The sequence below is a fragment of the Sphingopyxis sp. GW821-FHT12C06 genome (genome assembly GCF_058807415.1).
Genome location: NZ_JBXAQR010000003.1, coordinates 610,368 through 635,503 on the forward strand (window position 1 = coordinate 610,368; position 25,136 = coordinate 635,503).

The following is a 25,136-nucleotide window of genomic DNA, read 5'->3' on the forward strand; positions in this document are numbered from 1 at the left end:
CGACCGGCAATTGTATATGTTTTTGATTATATAAAGACCTGTTTTCTATCTTTGACTGCATATCGGTCGCCCCGCAATATCACGCTGATTTTGGGGGATCCGATGCACGAACTTTTGAGCCACGAACTGCTGACGTTGACGGTGATGATGTTGTTGACCGGTGCGGTGGGCGGCGTGATTGCCGGGATGCTCGGCGTCGGCGGCGGGATTGTCATTGTGCCGGTGCTCGACCTTGTGCTGGCGACGCTGGATGTCGATTCCTCGGTGCGGATGCACGTTACCGTCGCGACCTCGCTGGCGACGATCATCCCGACCGCGATTTCCTCCTCGCGCGCGCATAATGCCAAGGGCGCGGTCGATCACGACCAGCTGAAGCGCTGGGGCGCTGCGATCTTCCTCGGCGCGATCGCGGGGGTGCTGCTGGCATCGCGCGTGACCGGCGATGAGCTGTCGGCGGTTTTCGGCATCGTCGCGCTGCTCGTCGCGATCAAGATGCTGTTGCCGCTTGAGGGCAAGCATATTGCCGAAGCGATCCCGAGCGGGCCCGCCGGGCAGCTCATCCCTTTCACCATCGGCGGGATTTCCAGCATGATGGGGATCGGCGGCGGTACGCTCAGCGTCCCGATCATGACCTTGTTCAATTTCCCGATCCACCGCGCGGTCGGGACTGCGGCGCTGTTCGGCCTGCTGATCAGCGCTCCGGCGACCGTCGCCTTCGTCATCGCGGGTTGGAATGTCGAGGGACTGCCCCCGGGCAGCCTCGGCTATGTCAATCTGATCGGCCTCGCGATCATTGCGCCGGTTTCCTATTTCACCGCACCTTGGGGCGCGCGGATCGCGCATGCGCTGTCGAAGCGGCACCTGAGCATCTTGTTCGGCCTGTTCCTCGCCGTGGTCGCGGCGCGGATGCTGATCCGGGCCTTTGGTTGAATGCCATGCCCGACGCGCCAACCCCACGTGCAGAAGACAGGCTCGATCGCCGCACCGCAATCGCGCGGATCAGCGCCGGCCTCGCGCTCGGTCTGGCCGCGCCAGCCCATGCCCGCATTTTTCAGAAGGATGTTCGACCTATGACCTGGTTTGCCCTCGCTACCCGCGCCACCCCCGACGGGCCGCGCCCGACGATCAAGGTCGGCGACGCCTTCCACGATCTGCACGACACCGCCGCCGCGCATGGGTTTGCTGCGGTCGCGGGCGATGTCACAACGATCATCCGCGACTGGGAAGCCCGGCGCGAAGGCCTGTTCGGGCTCGCCCGTGCGCTGGAAAGTGCCTCGGGCTCTGCCATAGCGGCACCGGCACTCCAGACGCCGTTCGAACCCCGCCGCATCTTCGGCGCGGCATCGAATTTTATCGAACATGCCGAGGAAATGCAGACCAAGCTCGCCGCGAAGGCCGACAGCGAACCCTATATCTTCCTGAAGACCGTCGAGAGCGTCGTCGGTCCCGACGAGACGGTGATTGTCCCGCCGCAGGTGTCGCGCCCCGACTGGGAGGTCGAACTGGGGGTCGTGCTGGGCCGCGAGGGCAAGGATGTCGCGGTCGATGCGGCGCATGATCTGATCGCGGGCTATACTATCGTCAACGACGTCTCGGCGCGCGACCGCACCCGGCGCACCGACTTTCCCTTCTCGCACGACTGGTTCCGCGGCAAGAGTTTCGACAGCTTCACCCCGCTTGGCCCGGTGTTCGTGCCGCGCGACTGCCTCGGCGATCCGCACGCGATCCGGCTGGGCCTCAACGTCAATGAGGAAGCGATGCAGGACGGCAATACGTCCGAGATGATCTTTAACATCTATGAACAGATCGCTTATCTCTCGACGATCCTGCGGCTGCGTCCCGGCGACCTGATCGCCTCGGGTACCCCTGCGGGCGTCGGCATGGGGCGCGGCGTCTTCCTGAAAGACGGCGATGTGATGACCGCTTGGGTCGATGGGGTCGGCGAACTCGCCAATCCCGTGTCGGCGCCGCATCTGCCGCGGGGGGCGTGACGATGGCCGCCTTCAGTCGCAAATCGCTCATCGCGCCGGTCCTTGTCGTTGCGGCGATCGCCGGGGCCACTTTGTGGAGCATGTCGGGTGGCGGCGCTGCGCCCAAGACCGCGCAGCAAGAGGCCGCGCGCACGGTCCGTTACAACATGGCGTGGCTGCCGCAGGGAAGTCAGGCGGGCATCTTCGTCGCGATCGACAAGGGCTATTTCGCCGACGCCGGGCTGAACGTCGAACCCGTGCGCGGGTTTGGCGGTATCCGCACCGCGAACGAGCTTGATCAGGGTATGTTCGAATTTGCCTATGTCGATCCGCTGTCGGTCGCGCTCAATCGCGCGAAAGGTGGCGCGGTACGGATGGTCGGCGGCATCAACATGCGGTTCCCCGCCGGTGCCTGCTTCGTCAAGGAACGGCACAAGGTTTCGAAGCCCGCCGATCTGGCCGGCCTGCGTTTCGGCGCCGGGCAATCGTCGGCGGTTCAGGCGCTGCTTCCCGCGTGGCTGGAGGGCAATGGCGTCGATCCGTCGCGCGTCGAACAGATCCAGCTCGACCCGGCGATCGTCGTCTCGTCGCTTGTCGAGGGACGGATCGACGCCGCCGAATGCTGGCTCGGCAATTCGCTGGCCTTGTTCGACAAGGCGGCGAAGGCGAAGGGGGTGACGATCGGGCGCATCGCCTATGCCGATTACGGGCTCGACGTGTACGGCAGCGGCTTCGCAACGCGCGACGCGCTGATCGAGAAAGATCCTGAAGTCGTCCGTGCCTTCCTCGCGGCGGCCTATCGCGGTTATGCCGATATGGCGCGCGATCCGAAGGCGGCGCTCGTCACGATCCGCAAACATTATCCGCTGCTCGACGAAGCGGTGACCGAACGCCAGATCCGCGAGACGGTTGAGCTGATGGCGGCCGAAGGTGGCTCGCAGCAGCTCAAGCCCGAGAAGATCGCGCGCACCGTCACCACCCTACAGGCGGGCGGCCAGCTCAAGGGTTTCGACCAGTCGGCGTCGCTGTTTACCAACGACTTCGTGCCCACGGGGAAGCAGCCATGACCGATCCTGCCGCCTATCGTCCGCGCCCGACCCGGCTCGGCCACCTCGTCCTCAAGGTGCGCGACATCGACCGCTCGCTGGCCTTTTATACCGAGATCGTCGGGCTCGAAGTCTCCGACTGGATCGATCACAATATGGTCTTCCTGCGCGCGGGCGAGGATCATCATGATCTGGCGCTGCTCCAGCTGCCGCCGGGGCATAGCGCAATCCCCGAGGGCCATTATCCCGCGGTCGAGCATTTCTCCTATCGCCTCGAAACGCTCGACGAGATGGAGAAGGTCGCGGCGATGCTGATCGCGCGCGGCGTTCCCATCGACCGCGGGATCGGCAAGCATGGGCCGGGCGCGAACAGCTTCCTCGTGTTCCGCGACCCCGACGGCAATAATGTCGAATTTTACACCGACATGACGCGGATCGACGCCGATCATCCTTACGCCCCGTCGGTGTGGGACGGAAAGCAGCTCGAAACCTTCGACCGCTGGAACCTCGAACATTTCCTCGTCGCACCGCCCGCGCGCATTCAGGCGCTGATCGACCGGGAGGAGGGCAAATGAAGGCACTGTTCAATCGCGACACGGCGATCAGCGTCGGCTTTTTTGCGCTGCTCGGGCTGGCGTGGGAATTTGGCGTCCGCTGGTCGGGGGTTCAATCCTATCTGCTGCCACCACCGAGCGCGATCGCCGCTGAACTCTGGCAATCGCGCGGACCGATCTTGTCGCAGAGCCTCGTCACGCTGACCGAGGTGTTCTGGGGCTTCATCATCGCGGTGGCACTCGGCGTGCCGATCGCGGCGCTGATCTATTTCTCGCGCACCGCGAAGCGCACCGTCTATCCGCTGTTCGTCGCGCTGCAGAGCATTCCCAAGATCGGGCTCGCGCCGCTGATCGTTGTCTGGTTCGGTTACGGGCTGACGTCGAAGCTGATCATGGCGTTTCTCTTCGCCTTTTTCCCGATCATCATCTCGACCCTCGGCGGGCTCGCGAGCACCCCGGCGCATCTCGAAGAGCATTTCCGCGCGCTGCGCGCCACCCCGATGCAAAGCTTCTGGCGGCTGCGCGTCCCGGCGGCGCTGCCGAGCTTCCTCGACGGCTGCAAGGTCGCGATGCCGCTCGCCGTCATCGGCGCGGTGGTCGGCGAATTTGTCGGCTCGAACGACGGGCTCGGCAATCTCATCCTGACCGCATCGGGGTCGGGCCACACGACCTTGACCTTTGCGGCGCTGATCGCGGTGACGGTCTTGTCGCTCCTTCTTTTCTACGGCGTTGCCTATTGGGAACGCTTCATCTGGTGGCGGGCAGCATGAGCGCGGTGATCTCCATGGCCGGCGCCGGCAAGGCGTTCGACGGCCGCAAGGTGCTGGACAAGGTCAGCGCGGATATTGGCGCGGCCGAGTTCGTCTCGGTGCTCGGCCCCTCGGGCTGCGGCAAGAGCACGCTTTTGCGGCTGATCGCGGGCTTAATCCCCTTTGAGGAAGGAAGCATCCGCTTCAACGACAAGGAGGTCGTCGAGCCGACGGCGGATATGGGCTTCGTCTTCCAGACGTCGAACCTGCTGCCGTGGCTCAACGTCCGCGACAATCTGATGCTCGGGGTCGATCTCGACCCCGCGGCGGAGCGCCCCGACGCCGCCGCCTTCGCCGACCTTGTGGAGACATTGGGCCTGACGGGGTTCGAGGCGAGCCACCCGCATCAGCTGTCGGGCGGGATGCGGCACCGCGTCGCGATCGGTCAGGCGCTGGCACGCAATCCGCAGGTCTTGTTGATGGACGAGCCATTCGGGGCGCTCGATGCGCTGACGCGCGACCGGCTCAACATGGAATTGCTGCGCATCTGGCAGCGCGATCGCAAGACGGTGGTGCTCGTCACGCACAGCATTTCCGAAGCGGTGCTGCTGTCCGACCGCGTGCTGGTGATGTCGGAACGGCCCGGGACGATCATCGAGGATGTCCGCATCGACCTGCCGCGCCCGCGCGACCCCAGTGTCACGCGCGAGGATCCGGCGTTCGGCGACTATGTCGTCCGGCTGAGCAAATTAATGGGAGTAGCATGATGATAAGCGGGGTCGTGGCGACCGAAGGCGCCGAAATCTATTATCAGACCCACGGTCAGGGGCCGGCGGTGGTGCTGGCGCACGGGATCGGCGGCAATCATGCGATCTGGTATCGCCAGATCGACGCGCTGGCGCGATCGAACCGCGTCATATTGTTCGACCATCGCGGCTTCGGCCTGTCGCGCGACCTCGATGGGCGCGGACGCGATGCCTTTGTCGATGATTTGACGGCGCTGCTCGACCATCTGGGCGAGGAAAAGGTCGCGCTGGTCGGCCAGTCGATGGGCGCGGGGACATGCATCGGTTTCGCGCACCGCGCGCCCGAACGGGTCGCGGCGCTGGCGATCTGCGACAGTCTGCACGGCATAGAAGAGAATGACGCGGTGAAGGCGATCATGGATACTGCCCGCGCGCAGGCGGGGGGGCTGGACCAGATCGACCGCGTGCTCGGCACGGGGGCCCCGCGCGAGCTCGCGATGCTTTATTCGCAGATCGCGAGTTTCAACGCCGTCGACCGCCACAGTCTGACGGGGCGCTTCGAGGCGCGGCCCGCCGCCGACCTCGGTGGCAAGGGATTTCCGATCCTCTTCCTCTGCGGCGTCGACGATGTGATTTTCCCGATCGAGGCGGTGCGGCTCGTCCAGAGCGAGGTCGCGGGTTCGTTCCTTGTCGAGGTGAATGAGGTCGGTCACTCGGCTTTCCTCGAGGCGCCGGTGCAGTTCAACGATACGCTGCTTTCGCTGCTCCAGATGGCGGGCCATGTCGGCAAGGGCGGTGCGGTGCACAGCAACACCGCGGGCTATGTGCGCGTCGGGGACGAGGCATGACGACGGCCGGCTATCCCTTCGCAGCGCGTGAAATCCGCAATTATGTCGACGGGGCCTTCGCCGCGACGGGCGCGCATTTCGACAATGTGAACCCGGTGACGGGCGAAGTCGCGGCGCGCGTGTCGCTCGCCGACCGGGCGCTCGTCGACCGCGCGGTCGCGGCGGGCCGCCGCGCGCTCAAGGGGCCGTGGGGCAAGATGTCGCAGGCCGAACGGTGCAAGCTGCTCGTCCGCGTCGCCGAGGGGATCGAGGCGCGCTTCGACGAATTTGCCGCGGCCGAGATCGCCGACACCGGCAAATCGCTGCATCAGGCGCGGACGATCGATATTCCGCGCGGCGCCGCCAATTTCCGTACTTTCGCGGCATTGGCCGAGGCGCGCGCGATGCCGAGTTTCCGCACCGACCTGCCCGATGGGCGCAGCGCGATCAACTACGCCATCGCGCGCCCGCTCGGCGTCGTCGCGATCATTTCGCCGTGGAACCTGCCGCTGTTGCTGATGACCTGGAAGGTCGCACCCGCGCTCGCCTGCGGCAATGTTGTCGTCGTGAAACCCAGCGAAGAAACGCCCTCGACCGCGACGTTGCTCGCCGAGGTGATGGACGCAGTGGGGGTGCCCCCCGGCGTGTTCAACCTCGTCCATGGTTTCGGCGCCGATTCAACGGGCGAATGGCTGACCGCCAATCCCGACATCGACGCGATCACCTTCACCGGCGAGTCCGCGACCGGCGGCGCGATCATGCGCGTCGCGGCGGCGGGGGTGAAGCCGGTGTCGTTCGAGCTTGGCGGCAAGAATGCCGCGCTGGTCTTCGCCGACTGCGATTTCGACGAGGCGGTGGCGGGAACGGTGCGTTCGGTCTTTTCCAACTGCGGGCAGGTATGCCTGTGCACCGAGCGTATCTATGTCGAGCGGCCGATCTTCGACCGCTTCGTCGCGGCGCTCGCCGAGCGCGCCGAGGCGCTGACCGTGGGCGATCCCTGGTCGGGCGCCGACATGGGGCCGCTGATCTCGCACGGCCATCGCGACAAGGTGCTGGGCTATTACGCCCTCGCGCGCGAAGAGGGCGCTACGGTGGTGACCGGCGGTGGTGTGCCTGAACTGGGCGGTGCGCTGGACAAGGGGGCCTTTGTCCAGCCGACCATATTGACTGGCCTTGGCGAGGATGCGCGCTGCGTGCGCGAGGAGATTTTCGGTCCGGTGTGCCACATCGCTCCCTTCGACCGCGAGGACGAGGCGATCGAAATGGCGAACGACAGCGCCTATGGTCTTGCTGCGGCGATCTGGACGCGCGACGTGGGGCGGGCGCACCGCGTCGCGGCACAGATGGAAACGGGCATCGTCTGGGTCAATGAATGGTTCCTGCGCGACCTGCGCACACCGTTCGGGGGCATGAAATTATCGGGTATCGGGCGCGAGGGCGGCGAACATTCGCTGGGCTTCTATTCGGAGCCGACCAATATCTGTGTGAAACTTTAGGGAAGAGGCGACATGGCCGACATTATCGCAATCGCTGCAAGGCTCGACGACGCCGCGCGCGAAGCGCGGGCGATCCCGCAAATAACGGGCGAGGAGGGCGAATTGTCGCTCGCCGACGCCTATGAAATCCAGCGCGCCGCGATCGACCATCGGCTGGCGCGCGGTGCGACACTGGTTGGCGTGAAGATGGGTTTCACCAGCGAAGCCAAGATGGTGCAAATGGGGCTGAAGGATCAGATTTGGGGGCGTTTGACCTCCGACATGGTCGTGCCGAACGGCAGCGCAATCGACCGCGCGCGCTTCATCCATCCGCGCGTCGAGCCCGAGGTTGCCGTACGGCTGAAGGCGCCGCTGACCGGCGAAGTGACGCGCGAGGAAGCGCTGGCGGCGGTCGATGCCGTCGCTGCGGCGCTCGAAATCATCGACAGCCGGTACGAGAATTTCCGTTTCGCGCTCGGCGATGTGATCGCCGACAACGCCTCCTCTTCGGCTTTTGTCGTCGGTCCCTGGCTGGCCGCGGATACCGATGTTGGCGATGTTGCGATGGCGATGCGCGTCGACGATGCGGTCGCCGAAACCGGGTCGAGCGCCGCGATCCTGGGCGACCCGATCCGTTCGCTGGTCGCGGCGGCACGGCTGGCGGGCGCGGCGGGGCTGGTGCTCCAGCCGGGCTGGACCGTGATGCTGGGCGGCGCGACCGCTGCGGCGGCGATCGGCGCGGCGCGCACGGTGTCGCTCGACGCCGGGCATCTGGGCCGGGTGGGTTTCACAATCGAAGGCGGTGCGGCATGAGCGGGGCCAAAAATGATGGGGGACGGGTGATACCCGGCAAGGCGCGCCCGCGCGGCCGCTTTCCGCACTATCGCCGCGCCGGCGATTTCGTCTTTGTGTCGGGCACAAGCTCGCGCCGCGCCGACAATAGTTTCGCGGGCGCCTCGGCCGACGAATTTGGCACGGTCAGCCTCGACATTGACGAACAGACGCGCGCGGTGATCGAGAATATTGCCGCAATCCTTGCCGATGCCGGCGGATCGCTCGCCGATGTCGTCGATGTGACGAGCTTCCTCGTCAACATGAATGACTTTGGCGGCTATAACGCCGTTTACGCGGAATATTTTGACGAAGCCGGCCCGGCGCGCACGACCGTCGCCGTCCACCAGCTTCCCCATCCGCACCTGCTGATCGAGATCAAGGCGACCGCCTTCATCCCGCGCGCCGACACGATTTGAGAGAGGATAGCGCTCATGCTGACCTATGGACTGCCCTTTAACTTCCGCGAATGGATCGCGGAGCATCGCGACGTGCTGAAGCCCCCCGTGGGCAATGCGCAAATCTGGGAGGATGCCGATTTCATCGTCACCGTCGTTGGCGGTCCCAACCAGCGCAGCGACTATCATGTCGATCCGCTGGAGGAGTTTTTCTACCAGCTCGAAGGCGACATGAATTTGCGGCTGTGGACCGACGAGGGCCCCAAGGATATGCCGATCCGCGAAGGCGACATCTTCCTGTTGCCGCCGAACGTCCCGCATTCGCCGCAGCGCCCCGTCGCGGGCAGCGTCGGGCTGGTGATCGAGCGCAAGCGTCCCGACGGGCTGATCGATGCCTTCCAATGGTATTGCGACGGGTGCGGCGCCATCGTCCACCGCGTCGAGGTCCAGCTCAAAAGCATCGTGCGCGACCTGCCGCCGCTGTTCGAGGCCTTCTACGCCAGCGAGGAATTGCGCACCTGCGGTGGCTGCGGCGCGGTCCACCCGGGCAAATCTGCTCCGCCGGCGGCGGACTGACGCGATGACGATCAGCCATGAAGCCGTCGCCCGCCGCCTGCGCGATGCCTATTCGGGCGGCGCCATCGCGCCGCTGCGCGATGCGCTCGAGCCGACCGACGTCGACGGCGCCTATGCGGTGCAAACGATCAACACGCGCTATTGGGAAGCGCAGGGGCGGCGGATTGTCGGGCGCAAGGCCGGGCTGACGGCGAAGGCGGTCCAGACCCAGCTCGGCGTCGATCAGCCCGATTTCGGGGTGCTGTTCGACGATATGCGGATCGCCGATGGCGGCCACCTCGACCCCGCGCGCACGCTTCAGCCCAAGGCCGAGGCCGAGATTGCCTTCATCCTCGGCGCCGACCTTCCCGATGCCGATACGGGCGTCGAGCAGGTCGCGGCTGCCGTCGCCAGCGTCCACGCCGCGATCGAAATCGTCGACAGCCGCATCACCGACTGGAAAATCAGTTTTGCCGACACCGTCGCCGACAATGGCTCGTCGGCCTTTTTCGTTCTCGCCGATGCGGGGCTTACGCTCGCCGGGCTCGACCTCGAAGGCGCGGCGATGGAGATGCTCATCAATGGCGCGGTCGTCTCGACTGGAGTCGGCGCCGCGGCGCTGGGCAATCCGCTCAACGCTGCAGCCTGGCTCGCGCAGACGCTCGCGGCGCGCGGCGAGCCGCTGAAGGCGGGCGATATCTTGCTCGCGGGCGCGCTGGGACCGATGGTCGCGTTGGCGCCGGGCGATCATGTCGAAGCGAAGATCGCCGGTATCGGCGTGTGCCGCTTTTCCTACGCAAAGGGTTGATACGGTGACCAAGACCAAAGTGGCGATCATCGGATCGGGCAATATCGGCACCGACCTGATGATCAAGGTGATGCGCCTGTCGAAGACCCTCGAAATGGGCGCCTTCGTTGGCATCGATCCCGAATCCGACGGGCTGAAACGTGCCGAACGGCTGGGCGTAGCAATCACTGCCGAAGGCCTCGACGGGCTGATCGCGCTGCCGGGCTTTGCCGACATCGCCATCGTCTTCGATGCGACCTCGGCGGGCGCGCACAAGCGCCACAGCGAGGTGCTGATCGCGCACGGCAAGCGCGTGATCGACCTGACCCCGGCGGCGATCGGGCCCTATACCATCCCGCCGGTCAACGGCGACGCGCATCTGGATGCGCCCAACGTCAATATGGTGACCTGCGGCGGGCAGGCGACGATCCCGATCGTCGCGGCCGTCAACCGCGTCGCCAAGGTCCATTATGGCGAGATCGTCGCGTCGATCGCGTCGAAAAGCGCCGGTCCCGGCACCCGCGCGAACATCGACGAGTTCACCGAGACGACCAGCCAGGCAATCGTCGATGTCGGCGGCGCGGCGCGGGGCAAGGCGATCATCGTCCTCAATCCCGCCGAACCGCCGCTGACCATGCGCGACACCGTTTACTGCCTCTGCGACGATGGCGACCGCACCGCGATCCGCCAGTCGGTTGAGGCGATGGTGGCCGAGGTTCAGTCCTACGTCCCCGGTTATCGGCTCAAGCAGGCGGTGCAGTTCGAAAGCATCGGCAGCAACGCGCCGCTGCATATCCCCGAAATGGGCGGCAGCTTCACCGGCCTGAAGGTCAGCGTCTTCCTCGAGGTTGAAGGCGCGGCGCATTATCTGCCCGCCTATGCCGGCAACCTCGACATCATGACCTCGGCCGCGCTGCGGACCGCCGAGAAGATTGCGGAAAGGATGGCTGCATGAGCTTCGATCCCACGACCACCAAACTCTATATTCAGGACGTCACGCTGCGCGACGGGATGCACGCGATCCGCCATCAATATGGGCTGGATCATGTGAAGGCGATCGCCAAGGCACTCGACCGCGCCAAGGTCGATGCGATCGAGGTCGCGCACGGCGACGGGCTTCAGGGATCGAGCTTCAACTATGGTTTCGGCGCCCACACCGACTGGGACTGGATCGGCGCGGTCGCCGAGGTGCTCGAACATAGCATCCTCACGACCTTGCTCCTCCCCGGCATCGGGACGGTGCATGACCTGAAACGCGCCTATGAGCTTGGCGTGCGGTCGGTACGCATCGCGACGCATTGCACCGAGGCCGATGTGTCGAAGCAGCATATCGAGGCGGCGCGGAACCTCGGCATGGACGTCTCGGGCTTCCTGATGATGAGCCATATGTCGGCGCCCGACGCGCTCGCGAGCCAGGCCAAGCTGATGGAAGATTATGGCGCCCACTGCGTCTATGTCACCGACAGCGGCGGCGCGATGACGATGGATCAATATGCCGCGCGCCTCGCGGCCTATGACCGGGTGCTGAAGCCCGAGACCCAGCGCGGGGTCCACGCCCACCACAACCTCAGCCTCGGCGTCGCGAACAGCATCGTCGCGGTTCAGAATGGTGCGATCCGCGTCGACGCCAGCCTCGCGGGCATGGGGGCAGGGGCGGGCAATGCCCCGCTCGAAGTCTTCATTGCGGCTGCTGAAGTCCATGGCTGGAACCATGGCTGCGACCTGTTCGCGCTGATGGACGCCGCCGAGGAGTTGGTGCGCCCGCTACAGGACCGCCCGGTGCGCGTCGACCGCGAGACGCTGACGCTGGGCTATGCGGGAGTTTACTCCAGTTTTCTGCGCCATGCCGAGAAAGCGGCGACTGACCATGGGCTGGATACGCGCGCCATTCTTGTCGAACTTGGCCGCCGCAAGATGGTTGGCGGGCAGGAAGATATGATCGTCGATGTCGCGCTGGACATGCTGAAACAATAGGCGTTGTGCCATATTGAGGTTGGCCGGGGCTTCGCCTTAGGGCGCCTTTACCTCACCGAGGTGAAGGCTTGCCCTTTGTGCGGCTCGTCAAGTGGAACTTGCGGCAACGGTCACAGCGATATGTGCGGATCTGCCATTCGGAGCGCCGCACGACGATGAGGGCCTCTTCCTCTGATCGATAGGAAATCTTCTTTAAGCAAATGCTCAGTCGGGTGCGCATATCGTCTCTTTGCCAAAATTCGCGGAGTCCCGAAAGATGCACAGACTGTCCGGCATGAGGAGTGGAGGCCGAACGCGCAGCCCGATCAGCGTTGCTTCTTGGCCGTAGTTGCGGTGAAATCGGGGTCTTTTTTCGCCACCCAATCGACAAATTTGCGGACATTGGGGTTGTCCAGCAGGCCTTCCACATCCATCCCGTGGCGCTGCAGTTCGGAATTGGTGAAATTGGCAATCAGCGTTTGCTGGCAAATAGGGTGCATGGGCACCACATCGCGGCCGCCGCGGCTCTTCGGTACGGGATGGTGCCAGACAATGGTCTTGCCCGTGGGGCGGGCGCAGAGCCAGCAGGATATGATCGCTGCGGGAGTCTCTTCCTCGCGATGCAAATCTCCATAGGGATCATGTTTTGAGTGTTTGCGGGCCATGCGTCTACCTGAATGCCTGAATTGGCCCGGCCCTCCTATAGCGGTGCGATCAACATTACCACATGAGCATCTTCACCTCGGGAGTTCACAATCTGTCCTGTCGCGGGCGATGACGACGTAGAGATTGGGTGCACCCTGCCGGCGGTGCGATTGCGCTAGGTCGATCTATGCGCTCCCGCCCTGCATCCGTTGCCAGTCGGCATAGAGGTTCGTCTGCGTTTCTAGCCGTACCGGGATGTGGCGGATCGTCATCGACTGTTCGGAGAATGGCTTTGCGAGATCGGCATAGATCGCCGCGGTCGAAAGTCCAAAGGGCGCGCCATCGTCATTGTCATAGGCATAGGCGACCTCGCCGATCCCGGCGAGGCGCATCGCCGCCATGCACATCGGGCACGGATGGCCGCTGGCGAAGACCGCGCAGCCTTCGAGGTTGGGCGTCCCCAGTTCCCGGCTCGCGGCGCGGATCGCGCCCAGTTCGGCATGGGCGGTCGGATCGCCGGTGGCGGCGATTTCGTTCACGCCTGTCGCAACGATCACGCCATCCTTGACGACGACGGCACCGAACGGCCGGCCGCCTTTTTGGGCATTGGCATAGGCGAGGGCGATCGCTTCACGGAGGAAATGCCCGGTTTCCGTCTTGCCAAGCCCGGCCATCTTACTGAGCTGCCTCGGCATTCCAGGCGGCGACCCTGGCGCGCGTATCGGCGAGCATGCCGTCGAGCGCGGCCCGGTCGTGCAAGGTGCCGCGCAGGACCACCGCATGGATTGCCCGCGTTGCGGCGATATCCTCCAGCGGATTGCGGTCGAGCAGCACAAGATCCGCGGCCTTGCCGCGATCGACCGAACCATAGTGATCGAGCTTGCCGAACCAGTCGGGGCCGGCGCGTGTCGCAGAGGCCAGCGCTTGCGCCGGGGTCAGGCCTTTTTCGACGAAAAGCGTCAGTTCGTCATGCAGGCCGATCCCGGGATAGTTGAACGAGTTGAGGAAGCCCGCGTCTGTCCCCGCCATGATCGTTACGCCCGCTGCCTGAAGCATCGGCAGCACCGCAGCTTCACGCTCGAAATGCGCGTGGCGCGCCGCGACCGCCGCCGCGTCGACTTTGGCGGCGCGCTCGACGCGCCAGTTGTAGGTCGCGCGAAGTCCCGGTCCGATCAGGCTCAGATAATCGTCATTCTGATGGTCGTCCTGATCGAGATAGGCGATGATCCGCCCGCCGTTCAGCGTTGGTGTTACAAAGACGCGCCTGGCCGCGAGATTGCGATAGGCGGCCATTGCCGTTTCGGGATCAAAGCCCGCGTCGAGGCGGCGGTTGGCTTCGGCGCGATCGATGCGCCCCGCGGCGAAATCGGCGGCAATCGCGGCCTCGTCCTTCACGCCAGCCTTGAACGCATAATCGAGATGCTCGATCGAACTGATCCCGGCATCGACAGCTTGCCTCACCGTCAGTGCCATCGGAATATGCCCCGAAACGCGGAAGCCAGCGGCGCGCGCTTGGCCCACCGCATAAAGGAACAGGTCGGGCGTCAATGCGCTGTCGGTGATCTTTACAAAATCGACATTGAGTGCCTTCAGCCGCGCTACCGCGCTATCGACATCGGTCTGCGATCCCGTTTCGATCGTCCCTTTCCAGACCGGTTTGAGACCTTCGATCTTGGGGCCCGAACTCAGCAAGGTGGGACCGAACAAACTGCCCTCCGCGATTGCACCGCGCCAGCGCAGCACATCGTCGGGAAGATCGCCCGAAGCATCGCGCACCGTCGTGATGCCGTGCGCGACATAGAGCGGGAGCAACGCCTGATTCTCGGCGATCAACTGCGGCCCGCCGCCGAAATGGACATGCATGTCCCACAAGCCGGGGATCAGATAGCGGTTGCCGGCATCGACGGTCCGCCTGGCGGTCCATTGCTTCGCGACCTCGGCGTCGCTGCCCACTGCAACGATTTTGTCGCCCGAGGTCACCACGGCCTGATCCGATAGCAGACGCGCGCGTTCGACATCGACGATGGTGGCGTGACGGATCAATATGTCGGCACGGCCTTTTGCCGCTGCCGGAAGTGGAGCGAGGACAAGCGCTGCAAGCGCGGCGACCAGAAGCGTTCTCATGCGTGGCTATCCCGAACTATGGAGTTACGGGATCTGATAGCGGCGCGTGGAGACATTCTCCAATGCGATGTTTAAATGGATTTCATTTATGTTCATAATGCCGTGATGCTCGACCCTCGCCTTCTTCGCGCCTTCGTCGCCATCGTCGATAGCGGCAGTTTCACGCTGGCGGCTGAACAACTGCACAGCACACAATCGACCATCAGCCAGCAACTGGGACGGCTGGAGCAAGCGGTCGGCCAGATGCTGATCGACCGCGCGGCCCGACCGGTCCGCGTGACCGCATCAGGAGAGCGTCTGGTCGGCTACGCCCGCCGCATCCTCGCGCTCCAGCGCGAGGCCGAAACCGTGCTGGCGGACCGCGCGGGTACGGCGGCGATCCGGATCGGCGTTCCTGAAGATATTGTCACGTCGGCGATGAACCGTATTTTCGCGCATTTCGCAGAGGGGCATCGCGAAGTGCGTCTGGAGGTGACCACGGGGCTGAGCCGCGACCTGAGCCATCGTTTCCGCGCGGGCGAATTCGACATCGTGGTCGTCAAGGAGGAAGCCGCCAGTGCCGATCATCGTGCGACCTTCCCGGAGGCGATGGGCTGGTTCGAAAGTACGGAACGCGTACTTCCATGGTCCGACCCGATCCCGCTTGTGACGTTCCCCGCCGGAGGACTCTATCGCGACGCCATGTTCGAGAGGATCGAGCAGGCGCGCCGTCGCTGGTACATTGCCTTCACCGGCAACAGTCTTGGCAGCGTTCTTGTCGCAGTCGAAGCCGGGCTGGGCATATCGCTACTGCCTAAGGGCGCGGCGGCCGATCACCGGATCAGGCCCTATGCCGACCTTGGCGTGGCGACGCCGATGGTCGCCTCGATCTATGCGTGGGAAAAGGAAGGACCGATCGGGGCGCTCGTCGATCAAATGACGGATGTGCTGGTCGATCGCTTCCATAGCATCGGATGATGTGATGAGCCCTTGGTCGCTGTACGATTTGGACAGCGCCGCGGCGAGTGGTGACGTTGGCCCTGGATAAATGGGCCGGAATTTTGCGCGGGACGCACAACCGGGCGCAAGAAATGTCAAAACTCGTTGCAAGCGGGGCTAAAGCCAGAGGGTATCGGATGCCCTAGATTTTCTCTCAACCGGGCTCGCAGAAGCTCCGATTTTTAGGGAGAAGGATTGTGGCAGCTTTGTCATTTATACGCGCGTCGCTTGCGGCGCTGGCGGTTTCGACATCGACGCTGGCGATGGCGCAGGACGCGCAGCCTGCAGCCGATGGCGCGAGCGACGGCGACATCGTCGTCACGGCGCAACGCCGCGAACAGTCGCTGCTCGACGTGCCGCTGGCGGTCACCGCACTCGGAGGCGATGCGCTGACCGAACGCGGGATCACCAATTCGGCCCAACTGGGCGAAGCGGTTCCCAATCTTCAGATCAACAGCCCCTATGGCAACACCCAGCCGAACTTCTCGCTGCGCGGGATCGGGGTCGCCAACGAATATAACAGCAATCAGGCCTCTCCGGTGGGGGTCTATCTCGACGATGTCTATCTCGCGCCGCGTACCAGCCACGGGATGGGGCTGTTCGACCTCGACCGGATCGAAGTGCTGCGCGGGCCGCAGGGGACGTTGTTCGGCCGCAACACGACCGGTGGCGCAATCAACTTCATCACCAGGAAGCCGGATCTGTCGGGCACCAATGGCTATGTCCAGCTCGGCTATGCCAATTACGATACGATCACCGCGCAGGGCGCGGTCGAGGCGACGCTGGCCGAGGATGTTGCGGGACTGCGCCTCGCGGTGAATTACGCCAAGGGCGACGGGCAGATCAAAAACGTCTTTCCAGGCGGCCGCGACGCGGCGTCGGTTGATACGTTGCAGGGCCGCGTGTCGCTCCGCGTCAAGCCGACCGAGAGTCTCGACGTGGTGCTGCGCGCCTATGCCGGGCGCGATCGCGGGACACAGGCCGCGGTGCACGGGCTTGAACCCTTTCGCGCCGGGCTGGGTTTCTTCGAGACGAACGAGAACCGGATCGGCGACAACAACACCGACGCGTGGGGCTTTTCGGCCAATATCGCGCTCGAACTCAGCGATACGCTGAGCCTGACCTCGATCACCAGCTACGACGGCGGCAAGCAGGATTTGCAGCAGGCCGCCGACGGTTCGCCGCTCGACCTGCTCGATATCAACTGGCGCTCGAACTACCGCCAGTTCAGCCAGGAATTACGCGCCAATTATAACGGCGACGGTATCACCTTCGTCGGCGGACTTTTCTATGGCTGGGACCGCAACGTCACCGACAACCGCTTCAACCTGCCGCTGCCCCCGGCGGGCGGCTTTTTCCAGCACTACCGGCAGGTGCGCAAAAGCTATGCGGTGTTCGGGCAGGCTGACATTGACCTTGCCGACCGGCTCGTTCTGACGATCGGCGCGCGCTATACCAAGGACAAGTCGCGCTACGACGACGCCTTTGCCTATTTGTTCGTCGGCGGGATCGACGATGTGCCGACGCCGATTGCAACGACGGTGCCTTGTCCGGGGGTGGCGGGCACTTGCGCCTATAATCCGGCCGCGCGTTTCGCGCTCGCCGACACCAATAATGCACTGACCGGGCGTGTGGCATTGAGCTACACCTTTGACGACGGCCCGCTCGTCTATGTCAGCTACAACCGCGGCTATCGCGCCGGCGCGGTCAATGGCGGCGGTTATACCTCGTCGGCGGGGATCGGCTATATCGAGCCCGAGCGCGTCAACGCCTATGAGGTCGGGATCAAGGGGCGCGCGGGCGGGCGATTGCTGACCTATGCCGCTTCCGCTTTCTATTACGACTATTCGAACCAGCAATTGCAGGACACGCGCGCGGGGCCGGTTTCCTTCCTCGTCAATGCGCCGTCGTCGGAGGTTTACGGGTTCGAGGTCGAAACGACGCTACGCCCCGTCGACGGATTGCGGATCAACGCCGCGCTGGGCTGGCTCCACTCGAAATATAAGGAGCTGACGCTGCAAGGCGCCGACCTGTCGGGCAATTCACTTCCCTTCGCACCCAAACTCACTGCGCAATTCGGTTTCGACTGGGATGTGGCCCAAATCGGCGGCGGTACGCTGACCTTTGCGCCCAATGTCGCTTACTCAAGCCGCCAATATTTCTCGCCGTTCAATGATATCGACGCTCCGGGCACGCCGCAGGTCAATGCGGAACTGCAACAGGGTGCCAACGCCAAGGTCAATGCGTCGCTGAGCTGGAGCAACGACCATCTGACGATCCGCGCGTTCGCCAACAATCTCTTCGAGCGCAAAACCTATGGCTATGGTCTTGATCTGCGCGGGGCGGGCTTCCCGTACAACTTCCTCGTGCCCAGCGCGCCGCGGACCTATGGCGTTTCGCTGCGCTACGGCTTCTGACGATGGCCGCCGTCGACCTCAAGGACCCCGATCTCTATGTCGGCGGCATGCCCTATACCGCGCTTGCGGAGCTGCGCGCCAAGGGCTCGGTCCACTGGAATCCGGAAAGCGATGGCGCGGGTTTCTGGGCGGTGCTGGGGTTCGACGATATCGTCGCGGTGTCGCGTCAGGCCGATCTCTTCTCCTCCGCCCACGCCAATGGCGGGCATCGCATTTTCAACGAGAATGAGGTCGGGCTGACCGGTGCGGGCGAAGCGGCGATCGGCATTCCCTTCATCTCGCACGATCCGCCGACGCATACCCAATATCGTAAATTTGTGATGCCCGCGCTGTCGCCGGGGCGGCTCGAAGGGATTGAGGCGAGGATTGCAAGCCGGGTAGAACGACTCATCGCCGATGTGCCGCTGGGTGAGGCGGTCGATATCCTGCCGCTGTTCACCGTGCCGCTGCCCTTGCTAACGCTCGCTGAACTGCTCGGCGTGCCGCCCGAGACGTGGCACGATCTTCACCGCTGGACCGATGCCTTCGTCGGCGAGGATGATCCCGAATTCCGCCAGTCGCCTGAGGCGATGGGACAAATTCTCGGCGAGTTCATGGCCTTCTCGGGGGCGCTGTTCGACGAACGCCGCGCCAACCCCGGTCCCGACATCGCCTCGCTGCTTGCCAATACCGAAATACAGGGGAAACCGGTGCCGCTCGGCGATTTCGTCGGCAATCTGATCCTCGCGCTCGTTGGTGGCAATGAGACGACGCGCAATTCGATCAACCACAGCATCATCGCTTTCGCGAATAATCCGGGCCAATGGGATGCGATTCGTGCCGACCCCGGCTTGCTGCCGAATGCGGTCAAGGAAATGGTCCGCTATGCCAGCCCGGTGATCCACATGCGCCGCACCGCGACGCGCGATACCGAATTGGGCGGGCAGGTGATCCGCAAGGGCGACAAGGTCGTCGTCTTCTACCCGAGCGGCAACCGCGACGAGGCGGTCTTCGCCGACCCCGACGCTTTCGACGTGACGCGGCCGATCCGTCAGCATCTGGCGTTCGGCGCGGGCACCCATGTTTGCGTCGGATCGCGACTGGCCGAGATGCAATTGCGGCTGGCCTTTGCGCAGATGGCGCGGCATGTTCGCCGCTTCGAAGTGGTGGGCACGCCCGATCGCGTGCGTTCCAACTTCATCAACGGCTTTAAACGGCTCAAGGTCAGGCTGGTGGCGTGACGACAGCACAAGGCAGTGACTGGCAGAACAAGGAAATCATCTGCGACGTTCTGGGCCGCGCGCCCGACGTCGAGATGGGGTCGATCGGCGATGGCTGGTCGCTGTGTCGCTGGCGCCAGTTCGTTGGGAGCTATACTCTGCCCGCGCTGCCGCAGCCGATCTTCACCGTCCATGTTGCGGGCAAGCCGCAGGTGAAGACCTGGGACCGCGACGGCTGGACCGAGACGAGTTCGATCCCCGGATGCGCGACGATCGTCCCGGCCGGGATGCCGACCGGCTGGCTCGTCGATGGTGAGCTCGACGTCGTCACCCTGTCGATGTCATCGGACGTGCTTGCGGGGCAGCCCTATGCCGATCAGTTCAACAAGCTGCGCTTTGCCTTTGCCGACCCGCTGGGGGTCGCGCTGACGCGTCAGATTCTTGCCGAACTTTATGCCCCGCAGGCCGAAGAGCGCACCGCCTATGTCGCGGCAATGGTGGGGGCGCTGAAGGCGCATATCCTGTCGGGGCCGCCCGCACACGGCAATCCGGTCGAGATTCCGGTGTCCGATTTTTCGGCCTACCGACTCCACAAGATCATGAATGCTGTGCTCGCGAACCCGGCAGAGGAACATAGTCTCGAGGCGATGGCTGCGGTGGCGGGGGTAACGCCGCCGCATTTCTGTCGCCTGTTCAAAAAGGCGACGGGCATCTCGCCGCATCAATATGTGATGAAGGCGCGGCTCGACCGCGCGCAGCAAATGCTGGTCCAGACCGACCTCAGCCTCGCGGCGCTGTCGGAAGCGACGGGTTTCACCAGCCAAAGCCATTTCAGCCGCGCCTTTCGCGCCTGGTTCGGCATGGCGCCGAGCAGCTATCGCCAGCAGGAAGCGCGGCGGCTCGATTGAGGAGACAGATATGACCGAGGCACAAGCAGCCGTGGCGCATCAGCCCGGCGGCGATTTCACCATCGAGACGATCGCGGTCGAGGCGCCGCGCGCAGGCGAGGTGCGCGTCCGCATCACCGGTGTCGGACTGTGCCATACCGACCTGATCTTCCGCGACCAGCTAGCCCCCTTCGCGCTTCCCGGCGTGCTCGGCCATGAGGGGGCAGGGGTGATCGAGGCGGTGGGCGAGGGGGTTGAAGGCCTTGCGGTGGGCGATGAAGTCGTCATCGGTTTCTCCAGCTGCGGCGCTTGTCCGCGTTGCGCCGAGCGTCTGCCGAGCTATTGCCAGAGCTTCGTACCGCTGAACTATGCCGGGATGAGGCTCGAGGACGGATCGACTGCTTATGCGAAGGATGGCGCGCGCCTCACCTCGCATTTCTTCGGCCAATCCTCCTTCTCGGCGCTCACCGTTACGCGTGCGCGCAATGTCGTGAAGGTCGACACGTCGAAGGTCGCGCTCGAATTGCTCGGGCCGCTCGGCTGCGGGTTCCAGACCGGCGCAGGCGGGGTGATGCGTTCGCTGGCCTGTCCGGCCGGATCGACCATCGCGATCTTTGGTGGTGGCCCGGTCGGTCTTGCCGCGGTGATGGGCGCGGTGATTCAGGGTTGCGACACGATCATCCTCGTCGAACCGGTCGCCGCGCGACGCGCGATCGCGACCGGTCTTGGCGCTACCCATGTCATCGATCCGGCCGGGGCGGATGATCTGACCGCGGCGCTGCGCGCGATCGTTCCGGCGGGGCTCGACTTCGCCTTCGACACCAGCGGCGTCGTTCCCGTCATCGAGGCCGGTCTCGCTGCGCTGGGAAGCCATGGTGCGATTGGGCTCGTCGGTGTGCCGTCGAAGGCAGGCGCCGCGATCAGCGTCAATATTGCCGCGCTGATGACCCCGGGCCACCGCATTATCGGGATCATCGAGGGTGACAGCGATCCACAGAGCTTCATTCCCGAACTTATCGCGCATCATGCGGCGGGGCGTTTCCCGTTCGACAAGCTCATCAAGACCTTCCCGCTCGACCAGATCAACACGGCGATCGCCGCGCAGGCGCGCGGCGAATGCATCAAGGTTGTGCTGATCCCCTGAAACACGAGCCGGGCAAGCTCGGCTCGGCGGCGGACGCTGCGGCGATCATGTCCGTGGCAGTTTGCTTGGGCGCTTCAACGGATTCAAAAGTCGGCAGGGGGGGGCTGAAGCCTCCCAATCGCGCCCGATGCCCGAGGTTTTCGTGTGTTTTCGTGCGCCGCGCGGAGTGGATGCCGCCGTTCGCATCCCCCCTTTGGTTGAGCTGCCATGCCCCCGCCAATGATGCAGATTGACGGTGGTTTGTTGATTAGAGGAAATTTGGCATGTCTGATTCCGTCCTGTTCGTCCTGACGTCGCACGCGGAGCTCGGCGATACCGGGCAGAAGACCGGCACGTGGCTCGAAGAACTGGCCGCTGCCTATTATGTGCTGGTTGATGCAGGACATGATGTCCGGCTCGCGTCGGTGCAGGGGGGCGCGGCGCCACTCGACCCAGCGAGCCTCGACGATCCCTGGCTGACCGATGCCGGCCGGCGCTTCCAGGCGGATGCCAAGGCCAGCGCCGCATTGGCGGCGACCCCGCGGCTTGCCGATGTTTTGGCCGATGGCTTTGGTGCGATCTATTATGTCGGCGGAGCCGGCGCGGCATGGGATTTCCCTGTCGACGTCGATGTGCGCCGCCTCGCGGAAGCGATCGATCGTGCTGGCGGCGTCGTGTCGGCCGTGTGTCATGGCGTTCTCGGGTTGACGAGCGCGCTGACTGCCGACGGGAAGCCGCTTGTTGCGGGCCGCGAGGTGACGGCGGTCAGCAACAAGGAAGAGGAACTGACCACCTTCGACAAGGTCGTGCCGGTGCTGCCCGAAAGCCGGTTGGTCGAGCTCGGCGGCATCTATGGCTGCGCGGCCGAGCCTTTCGGTGCCTATGTTGCGGTCGACGGCAATCTGGTGACGGGGCAGAACCCGGCGTCGGCACCGTTCGTTGCCCAGGTGGTGGTGGAGCAACTGGCTGCGAGGGTCGGTGCCCCGGCGTGATGCTTGGCGCCCGATCGAAGGCATGACATAGTTCAGGTGGGCGAGGTTCGATACGGCGCTGGCCGGCGGGGAGGGGACGGATTTGACGAAGCCTGTGGCGATTTCGGGTCCACCGTCAAAGGGTGCAGCCTTGCCTGATCACGGCTTTTCGTCGGCGCTGTTCCGGCCGCCGCGGCTCAAAACCTCGGCGGTCGAAGTCGCGCGGGTCCGCGAACTGCTCGACGATCATGCCGATGCAGTCAATTTGCTCCTCGGTCCGCCCGGCTGCGGAAAATCGACGGCGCTGCTTCAGCACTACCGGCGGCTGGAGGCGCGGGGCGACACGGTCGTCTGGGTTACGCTGACCGATGAGGATAATGACCGCGACACGCTGATCGGCAAGCTTGCGATCGCATTCGGGAGCGCCGTCGCCAGGACCGACTGGCCGTTTCAGCGGGCGCTCGATCCGTCAGAACTGCCCGGCGTGCCCGAAGGTGCGCATATTTTCATCGACGGATTTGAACGGATCCAGAATCCGCCTGCCCGGACTCTCATCGAAACCTTCATTCTGGGCATCCCCGACGACAGCGGCTGCTATATCACTGCGCACGCCGTGCGGAGCGGTATGCTGCACGATGCGCGTCTGCGCGGGATGGTGCATTGTGTCACCCATGATCATTTCCGCTTTACCGATGAAGCCGCGGGGGAACTGCTGGGAAGCGATTGGCCCCGCGCGCAGGTGAACCAGATCAATCGCATCGTCGACGGCTGGGCGGCGGGCCTGCGTTTTCTGGCGCAGGATGGCGCGGCAACCCGCCGGCTGCTGGAAAAGGGAACGCAGGGTCCGATTCCAGTCGCGATGGCACACTATTATGACGATGTCGTCTGTTCGGCGATCCCCGAAGTCACGCTCGCGGCGCTGATGGACGCGAGCGTCCTGAACCGGTTCAACCCGGAGGCGTTCGCCAGCATTCCCGATCAGACTTGCTCGTGGCAAGTGATCGAGGATCAACTGCGTGCCGGGCATTTCCTGCAATATCTTGACGATGCGCGGCAGTGGGTCGTGTTTCACCCGACGTTCGGACAGCATCTGCGCGAGCGGTTGCGCTGTGCAGATGCCCGTCGGTTCGACACCTTGCAGCGCTTCGCCGCGCTGTGGTTTCGCGACAATGGCTTCCCGATGGAAGCGATGCGCCACGCGAGCCGCCTGACAGACGGCGAGCTTGCGACGCGGATCATCGAGGACGCCGGAGGGCTGCTGGCCGAACTCGGCCGCGGACCCTTTATGGAATCCGAACAGCCGGCGGTCTTCAGGCAGGCCTGCGAACTGCCGATGGTGTTCCTGAGCCAGGTCTATCTTCAGGTGCGGACCGGACATGTGCACGAGGCCCGCCAGGCGTTCGAACTGTTCCGCGCCCGGACCGAGGGCTTCACGCTCCTCGACAGCAGCACTGATACCGAAATGGTGCGCGGCTTTGCCCGGATCATCGAAATTGTCGTCGACATCACCGAGGATCGCCCGGTCGATGCGACCCGCATCGCGACGCTCGAACAATTGATGGCTGACCATCTGGGGTCCGACCCGGTGATCGCAGCCAGCATCGCCTCGCTATTGTCGATGGCTTATATCGAATTGTCGCGCTTCGCGGAGGCGTCGACGATTTGCGACATCGGCATCAACGCACTTCGCCAGATCGGCCCGACCAAGGTTGCGATCTTCCTGCGCATCCAGCAGGCGAATATTGCGCTGGCGCAGGATACGGTGGGCAAGGCGGTGCTGTGCATCGAAGACGGGCTGCGGCTGGCGCGGCTCGAAGGCGACTTCGGCCTCTACGAAGTCGTCGCGACCCAGATATTGCGCGCTGAGCTTCATTATGAAGCCAATGAACTGGAAGCCAGCCAGGCGCTGATTGAGGCGACGATGTCGCAGATCAGCCATGTCGGAAGCTGGATGGCGTTGTGCGCGACGGGTCATTCTGTCGCGGCAGCGATCGCGGGTATCCGCCATGGCTATGACGCGGCGAACGAATATCTGGTCGCGGCTGAGGGAGTCGCCCGGCGACGCGACCTGCCGCGCCTCGCTCAATCGATAGCAATCGCGCGCATGCGCGAGCTCGTTCGGGCGCGGATGTGGAAAGAAGCGGCACTGTGGGTCGACGATCCGGTTTTTGCCGATCTGATCGGCCGCGAATGCCATAGCCTGCCCGAGCTGCGGCTCCAGGCACAGGCTTTAATGGAAGCGGCGCGTTTCGCGCTCGACATGGGGCGCCCGGGGGAAGCGCTTGCGTGGCTCGATCGCGTAAACAAGGATTATCTGGACGACAGCGATGTGCGCCACCGTTTCACCTTCCGCTTGCTTGCGATGCGTGCGGTGTTCGGGCTGCGGCGCTACAATGCGGCGGTCGAGCATATGCTGGTCGCGATCGGGCTGGCGATGCAGTCGGGATTGATGCGACGCGCGATCACGAACCGGCTGGCGTTGATCGAAGTATTCGACTGGTCGGTGCGCAACGGTCGCCATGTGCCCAAGGCGATCGCGGCCTTCGTCAACGAGGTGTTGCGCAGCGCGGGCGAACTTGACGAAGGCGATGAACTGTTGCGGCGGCGCCCGCGGCGCGGGCCGACGGTGGTCACACCCAATTTTGCGCTGAGCCCGCGCGAGACCGAAATCATCGCGTTGATCGCTGAAGGCTATCTGACCAAGGAGATCGCTGTGCGGCTCCAGATATCCGAAGGAACGGTCAAGAGCCATCGCAAGAAAATTCATGAAAAACTGGGGGTCATCAGTAAGTCGCAGGCGATATCAAGAGCGCGCGAATTGTTGATCATTTGACGGAAGCGGGCGGATTTCCGCTGAAAAATTCCGGAGTGACAGAGGATGCGAGGCCGGCCTTCGGGCGG

At 64.3% G+C, this 25,136-nt stretch carries 24 protein-coding genes; 21 read left to right on the forward strand and 3 right to left on the reverse strand.

Features of this window, described 5'->3' with window-relative positions; translation table 11 throughout:
- Positions 1-102: 102 nt before the first annotated feature.
- From AC1RRJ_RS11840 to dmpG, 14 genes are all read left to right on the forward strand, one after another.
- On the forward strand, positions 103-930 hold the full coding sequence (locus AC1RRJ_RS11840; protein ID WP_493122845.1) for a sulfite exporter TauE/SafE family protein: 828 nt from the start codon (positions 103-105) through the stop codon (positions 928-930).
- Positions 931-1,070: 140 nt separating this feature from the next.
- The gene (locus tag AC1RRJ_RS11845; protein ID WP_493122848.1) at positions 1,071-1,991 is read left to right on the forward strand and encodes a fumarylacetoacetate hydrolase family protein; all 921 of its coding nucleotides are present in this window, start codon (positions 1,071-1,073) and stop codon (positions 1,989-1,991) included.
- 2 nt (positions 1,992-1,993) lie between these two features.
- Positions 1,994-3,037 carry an ABC transporter substrate-binding protein gene (locus AC1RRJ_RS11850; protein WP_493122850.1) on the forward strand — a complete coding sequence of 348 codons (1,044 nt, stop codon included), beginning with the start codon at positions 1,994-1,996 and terminating at the stop codon, positions 3,035-3,037.
- Positions 3,034-3,591 (forward strand): VOC family protein, encoded by a 558-nt coding sequence (locus AC1RRJ_RS11855; protein ID WP_493122852.1) that lies wholly within the window; start codon positions 3,034-3,036, stop codon positions 3,589-3,591. The genes AC1RRJ_RS11850 and AC1RRJ_RS11855 overlap by 4 nt, the downstream gene beginning before the upstream one ends.
- Positions 3,588-4,340 carry an ABC transporter permease gene (locus AC1RRJ_RS11860; RefSeq protein WP_493122854.1) on the forward strand — a complete coding sequence of 251 codons (753 nt, stop codon included), beginning with the start codon at positions 3,588-3,590 and terminating at the stop codon, positions 4,338-4,340. Before AC1RRJ_RS11855 ends, AC1RRJ_RS11860 begins: the two co-directional genes overlap by 4 nt.
- A complete protein-coding gene (locus tag AC1RRJ_RS11865) occupies positions 4,325-5,086 on the forward strand; it encodes an ABC transporter ATP-binding protein (RefSeq protein ID WP_493122856.1) in 762 nt (253 codons plus the stop codon). The genes AC1RRJ_RS11860 and AC1RRJ_RS11865 overlap by 16 nt, the downstream gene beginning before the upstream one ends.
- A complete protein-coding gene (locus AC1RRJ_RS11870; protein ID WP_493122858.1) occupies positions 5,083-5,913 on the forward strand; it encodes an alpha/beta fold hydrolase in 831 nt (276 codons plus the stop codon). The genes AC1RRJ_RS11865 and AC1RRJ_RS11870 overlap by 4 nt, the downstream gene beginning before the upstream one ends.
- Positions 5,910-7,388, forward strand: a complete 1,479-nt coding sequence (locus tag AC1RRJ_RS11875) for a 2-hydroxymuconic semialdehyde dehydrogenase (RefSeq protein WP_493122861.1) — start codon at positions 5,910-5,912, stop codon at positions 7,386-7,388. Before AC1RRJ_RS11870 ends, AC1RRJ_RS11875 begins: the two co-directional genes overlap by 4 nt.
- 12 nt (positions 7,389-7,400) lie before the next feature.
- The gene (locus AC1RRJ_RS11880) at positions 7,401-8,180 is read left to right on the forward strand and encodes a 2-keto-4-pentenoate hydratase (protein WP_493122863.1); all 780 of its coding nucleotides are present in this window, start codon (positions 7,401-7,403) and stop codon (positions 8,178-8,180) included.
- Complete coding sequence (locus AC1RRJ_RS11885; RefSeq protein ID WP_493122865.1) at positions 8,177-8,617, forward strand: RidA family protein; 441 nt, start codon at positions 8,177-8,179, stop codon at positions 8,615-8,617. The genes AC1RRJ_RS11880 and AC1RRJ_RS11885 overlap by 4 nt, the downstream gene beginning before the upstream one ends.
- A gap of 15 nt (positions 8,618-8,632) precedes the next feature.
- Complete coding sequence (locus tag AC1RRJ_RS11890; protein WP_493122867.1) at positions 8,633-9,172, forward strand: 3-hydroxyanthranilate 3,4-dioxygenase; 540 nt, start codon at positions 8,633-8,635, stop codon at positions 9,170-9,172.
- 4 nt (positions 9,173-9,176) lie between these two features.
- On the forward strand, positions 9,177-9,959 hold the full coding sequence (locus tag AC1RRJ_RS11895; protein ID WP_493122869.1) for a 2-keto-4-pentenoate hydratase: 783 nt from the start codon (positions 9,177-9,179) through the stop codon (positions 9,957-9,959).
- A gap of 4 nt (positions 9,960-9,963) precedes the next feature.
- A complete protein-coding gene (locus tag AC1RRJ_RS11900) occupies positions 9,964-10,893 on the forward strand; it encodes an acetaldehyde dehydrogenase (acetylating) (RefSeq protein ID WP_493122871.1) in 930 nt (309 codons plus the stop codon).
- Positions 10,890-11,912: a 4-hydroxy-2-oxovalerate aldolase gene (gene dmpG / locus AC1RRJ_RS11905; protein WP_493122873.1), complete on the forward strand. Its 1,023-nt coding sequence runs from the start codon at positions 10,890-10,892 to the stop codon at positions 11,910-11,912. Before AC1RRJ_RS11900 ends, dmpG begins: the two co-directional genes overlap by 4 nt.
- Before the next feature lie 305 nt (positions 11,913-12,217).
- Here the strand turns inward: dmpG and AC1RRJ_RS11910 are convergent, their stop codons facing one another.
- From AC1RRJ_RS11910 to AC1RRJ_RS11920, 3 genes are all read right to left on the reverse strand, one after another.
- Positions 12,218-12,556, reverse strand: a complete 339-nt coding sequence (locus AC1RRJ_RS11910) for a hypothetical protein (protein WP_493122876.1) — start codon at positions 12,554-12,556, stop codon at positions 12,218-12,220.
- Positions 12,557-12,721: 165 nt separating this feature from the next.
- Positions 12,722-13,210 (reverse strand): nucleoside deaminase, encoded by a 489-nt coding sequence (locus AC1RRJ_RS11915; protein ID WP_493122878.1) that lies wholly within the window; start codon positions 13,208-13,210, stop codon positions 12,722-12,724.
- 1 nt (position 13,211) lies between these two features.
- Positions 13,212-14,660 carry an amidohydrolase family protein gene (locus tag AC1RRJ_RS11920; protein ID WP_493122880.1) on the reverse strand — a complete coding sequence of 483 codons (1,449 nt, stop codon included), beginning with the start codon at positions 14,658-14,660 and terminating at the stop codon, positions 13,212-13,214.
- 75 nt (positions 14,661-14,735) lie between these two features.
- On the opposite strand from AC1RRJ_RS11920, the gene AC1RRJ_RS11925 reads away from it, so the two are divergent.
- The 7 genes from AC1RRJ_RS11925 to AC1RRJ_RS11955 all read left to right on the forward strand — a co-directional run bounded on the left by AC1RRJ_RS11925 (position 14,736) and on the right by AC1RRJ_RS11955 (position 25,068).
- A complete protein-coding gene (locus tag AC1RRJ_RS11925) occupies positions 14,736-15,617 on the forward strand; it encodes a LysR family transcriptional regulator (RefSeq protein ID WP_493122882.1) in 882 nt (293 codons plus the stop codon).
- A 218-nt stretch (positions 15,618-15,835) separates the two neighbouring features.
- Positions 15,836-18,055: a TonB-dependent receptor gene (locus AC1RRJ_RS11930; RefSeq protein WP_493122884.1), complete on the forward strand. Its 2,220-nt coding sequence runs from the start codon at positions 15,836-15,838 to the stop codon at positions 18,053-18,055.
- Positions 18,056-18,057: 2 nt separating this feature from the next.
- The gene (locus AC1RRJ_RS11935) at positions 18,058-19,275 is read left to right on the forward strand and encodes a cytochrome P450 (protein ID WP_493122886.1); all 1,218 of its coding nucleotides are present in this window, start codon (positions 18,058-18,060) and stop codon (positions 19,273-19,275) included.
- Entirely contained in the window at positions 19,272-20,162 is an 891-nt protein-coding gene (locus AC1RRJ_RS11940) for a helix-turn-helix domain-containing protein (protein ID WP_493122888.1), read from the forward strand. Before AC1RRJ_RS11935 ends, AC1RRJ_RS11940 begins: the two co-directional genes overlap by 4 nt.
- A 10-nt stretch (positions 20,163-20,172) precedes the next feature.
- Complete coding sequence (locus AC1RRJ_RS11945) at positions 20,173-21,285, forward strand: NAD(P)-dependent alcohol dehydrogenase (protein ID WP_493122890.1); 1,113 nt, start codon at positions 20,173-20,175, stop codon at positions 21,283-21,285.
- Between the two features lie 263 nt (positions 21,286-21,548).
- Positions 21,549-22,256, forward strand: a complete 708-nt coding sequence (locus AC1RRJ_RS11950; protein ID WP_493122892.1) for a type 1 glutamine amidotransferase domain-containing protein — start codon at positions 21,549-21,551, stop codon at positions 22,254-22,256.
- Between the two features lie 130 nt (positions 22,257-22,386).
- On the forward strand, positions 22,387-25,068 hold the full coding sequence (locus AC1RRJ_RS11955) for a LuxR C-terminal-related transcriptional regulator (RefSeq protein ID WP_493122894.1): 2,682 nt from the start codon (positions 22,387-22,389) through the stop codon (positions 25,066-25,068).
- Positions 25,069-25,136: the final 68 nt, after the last annotated feature.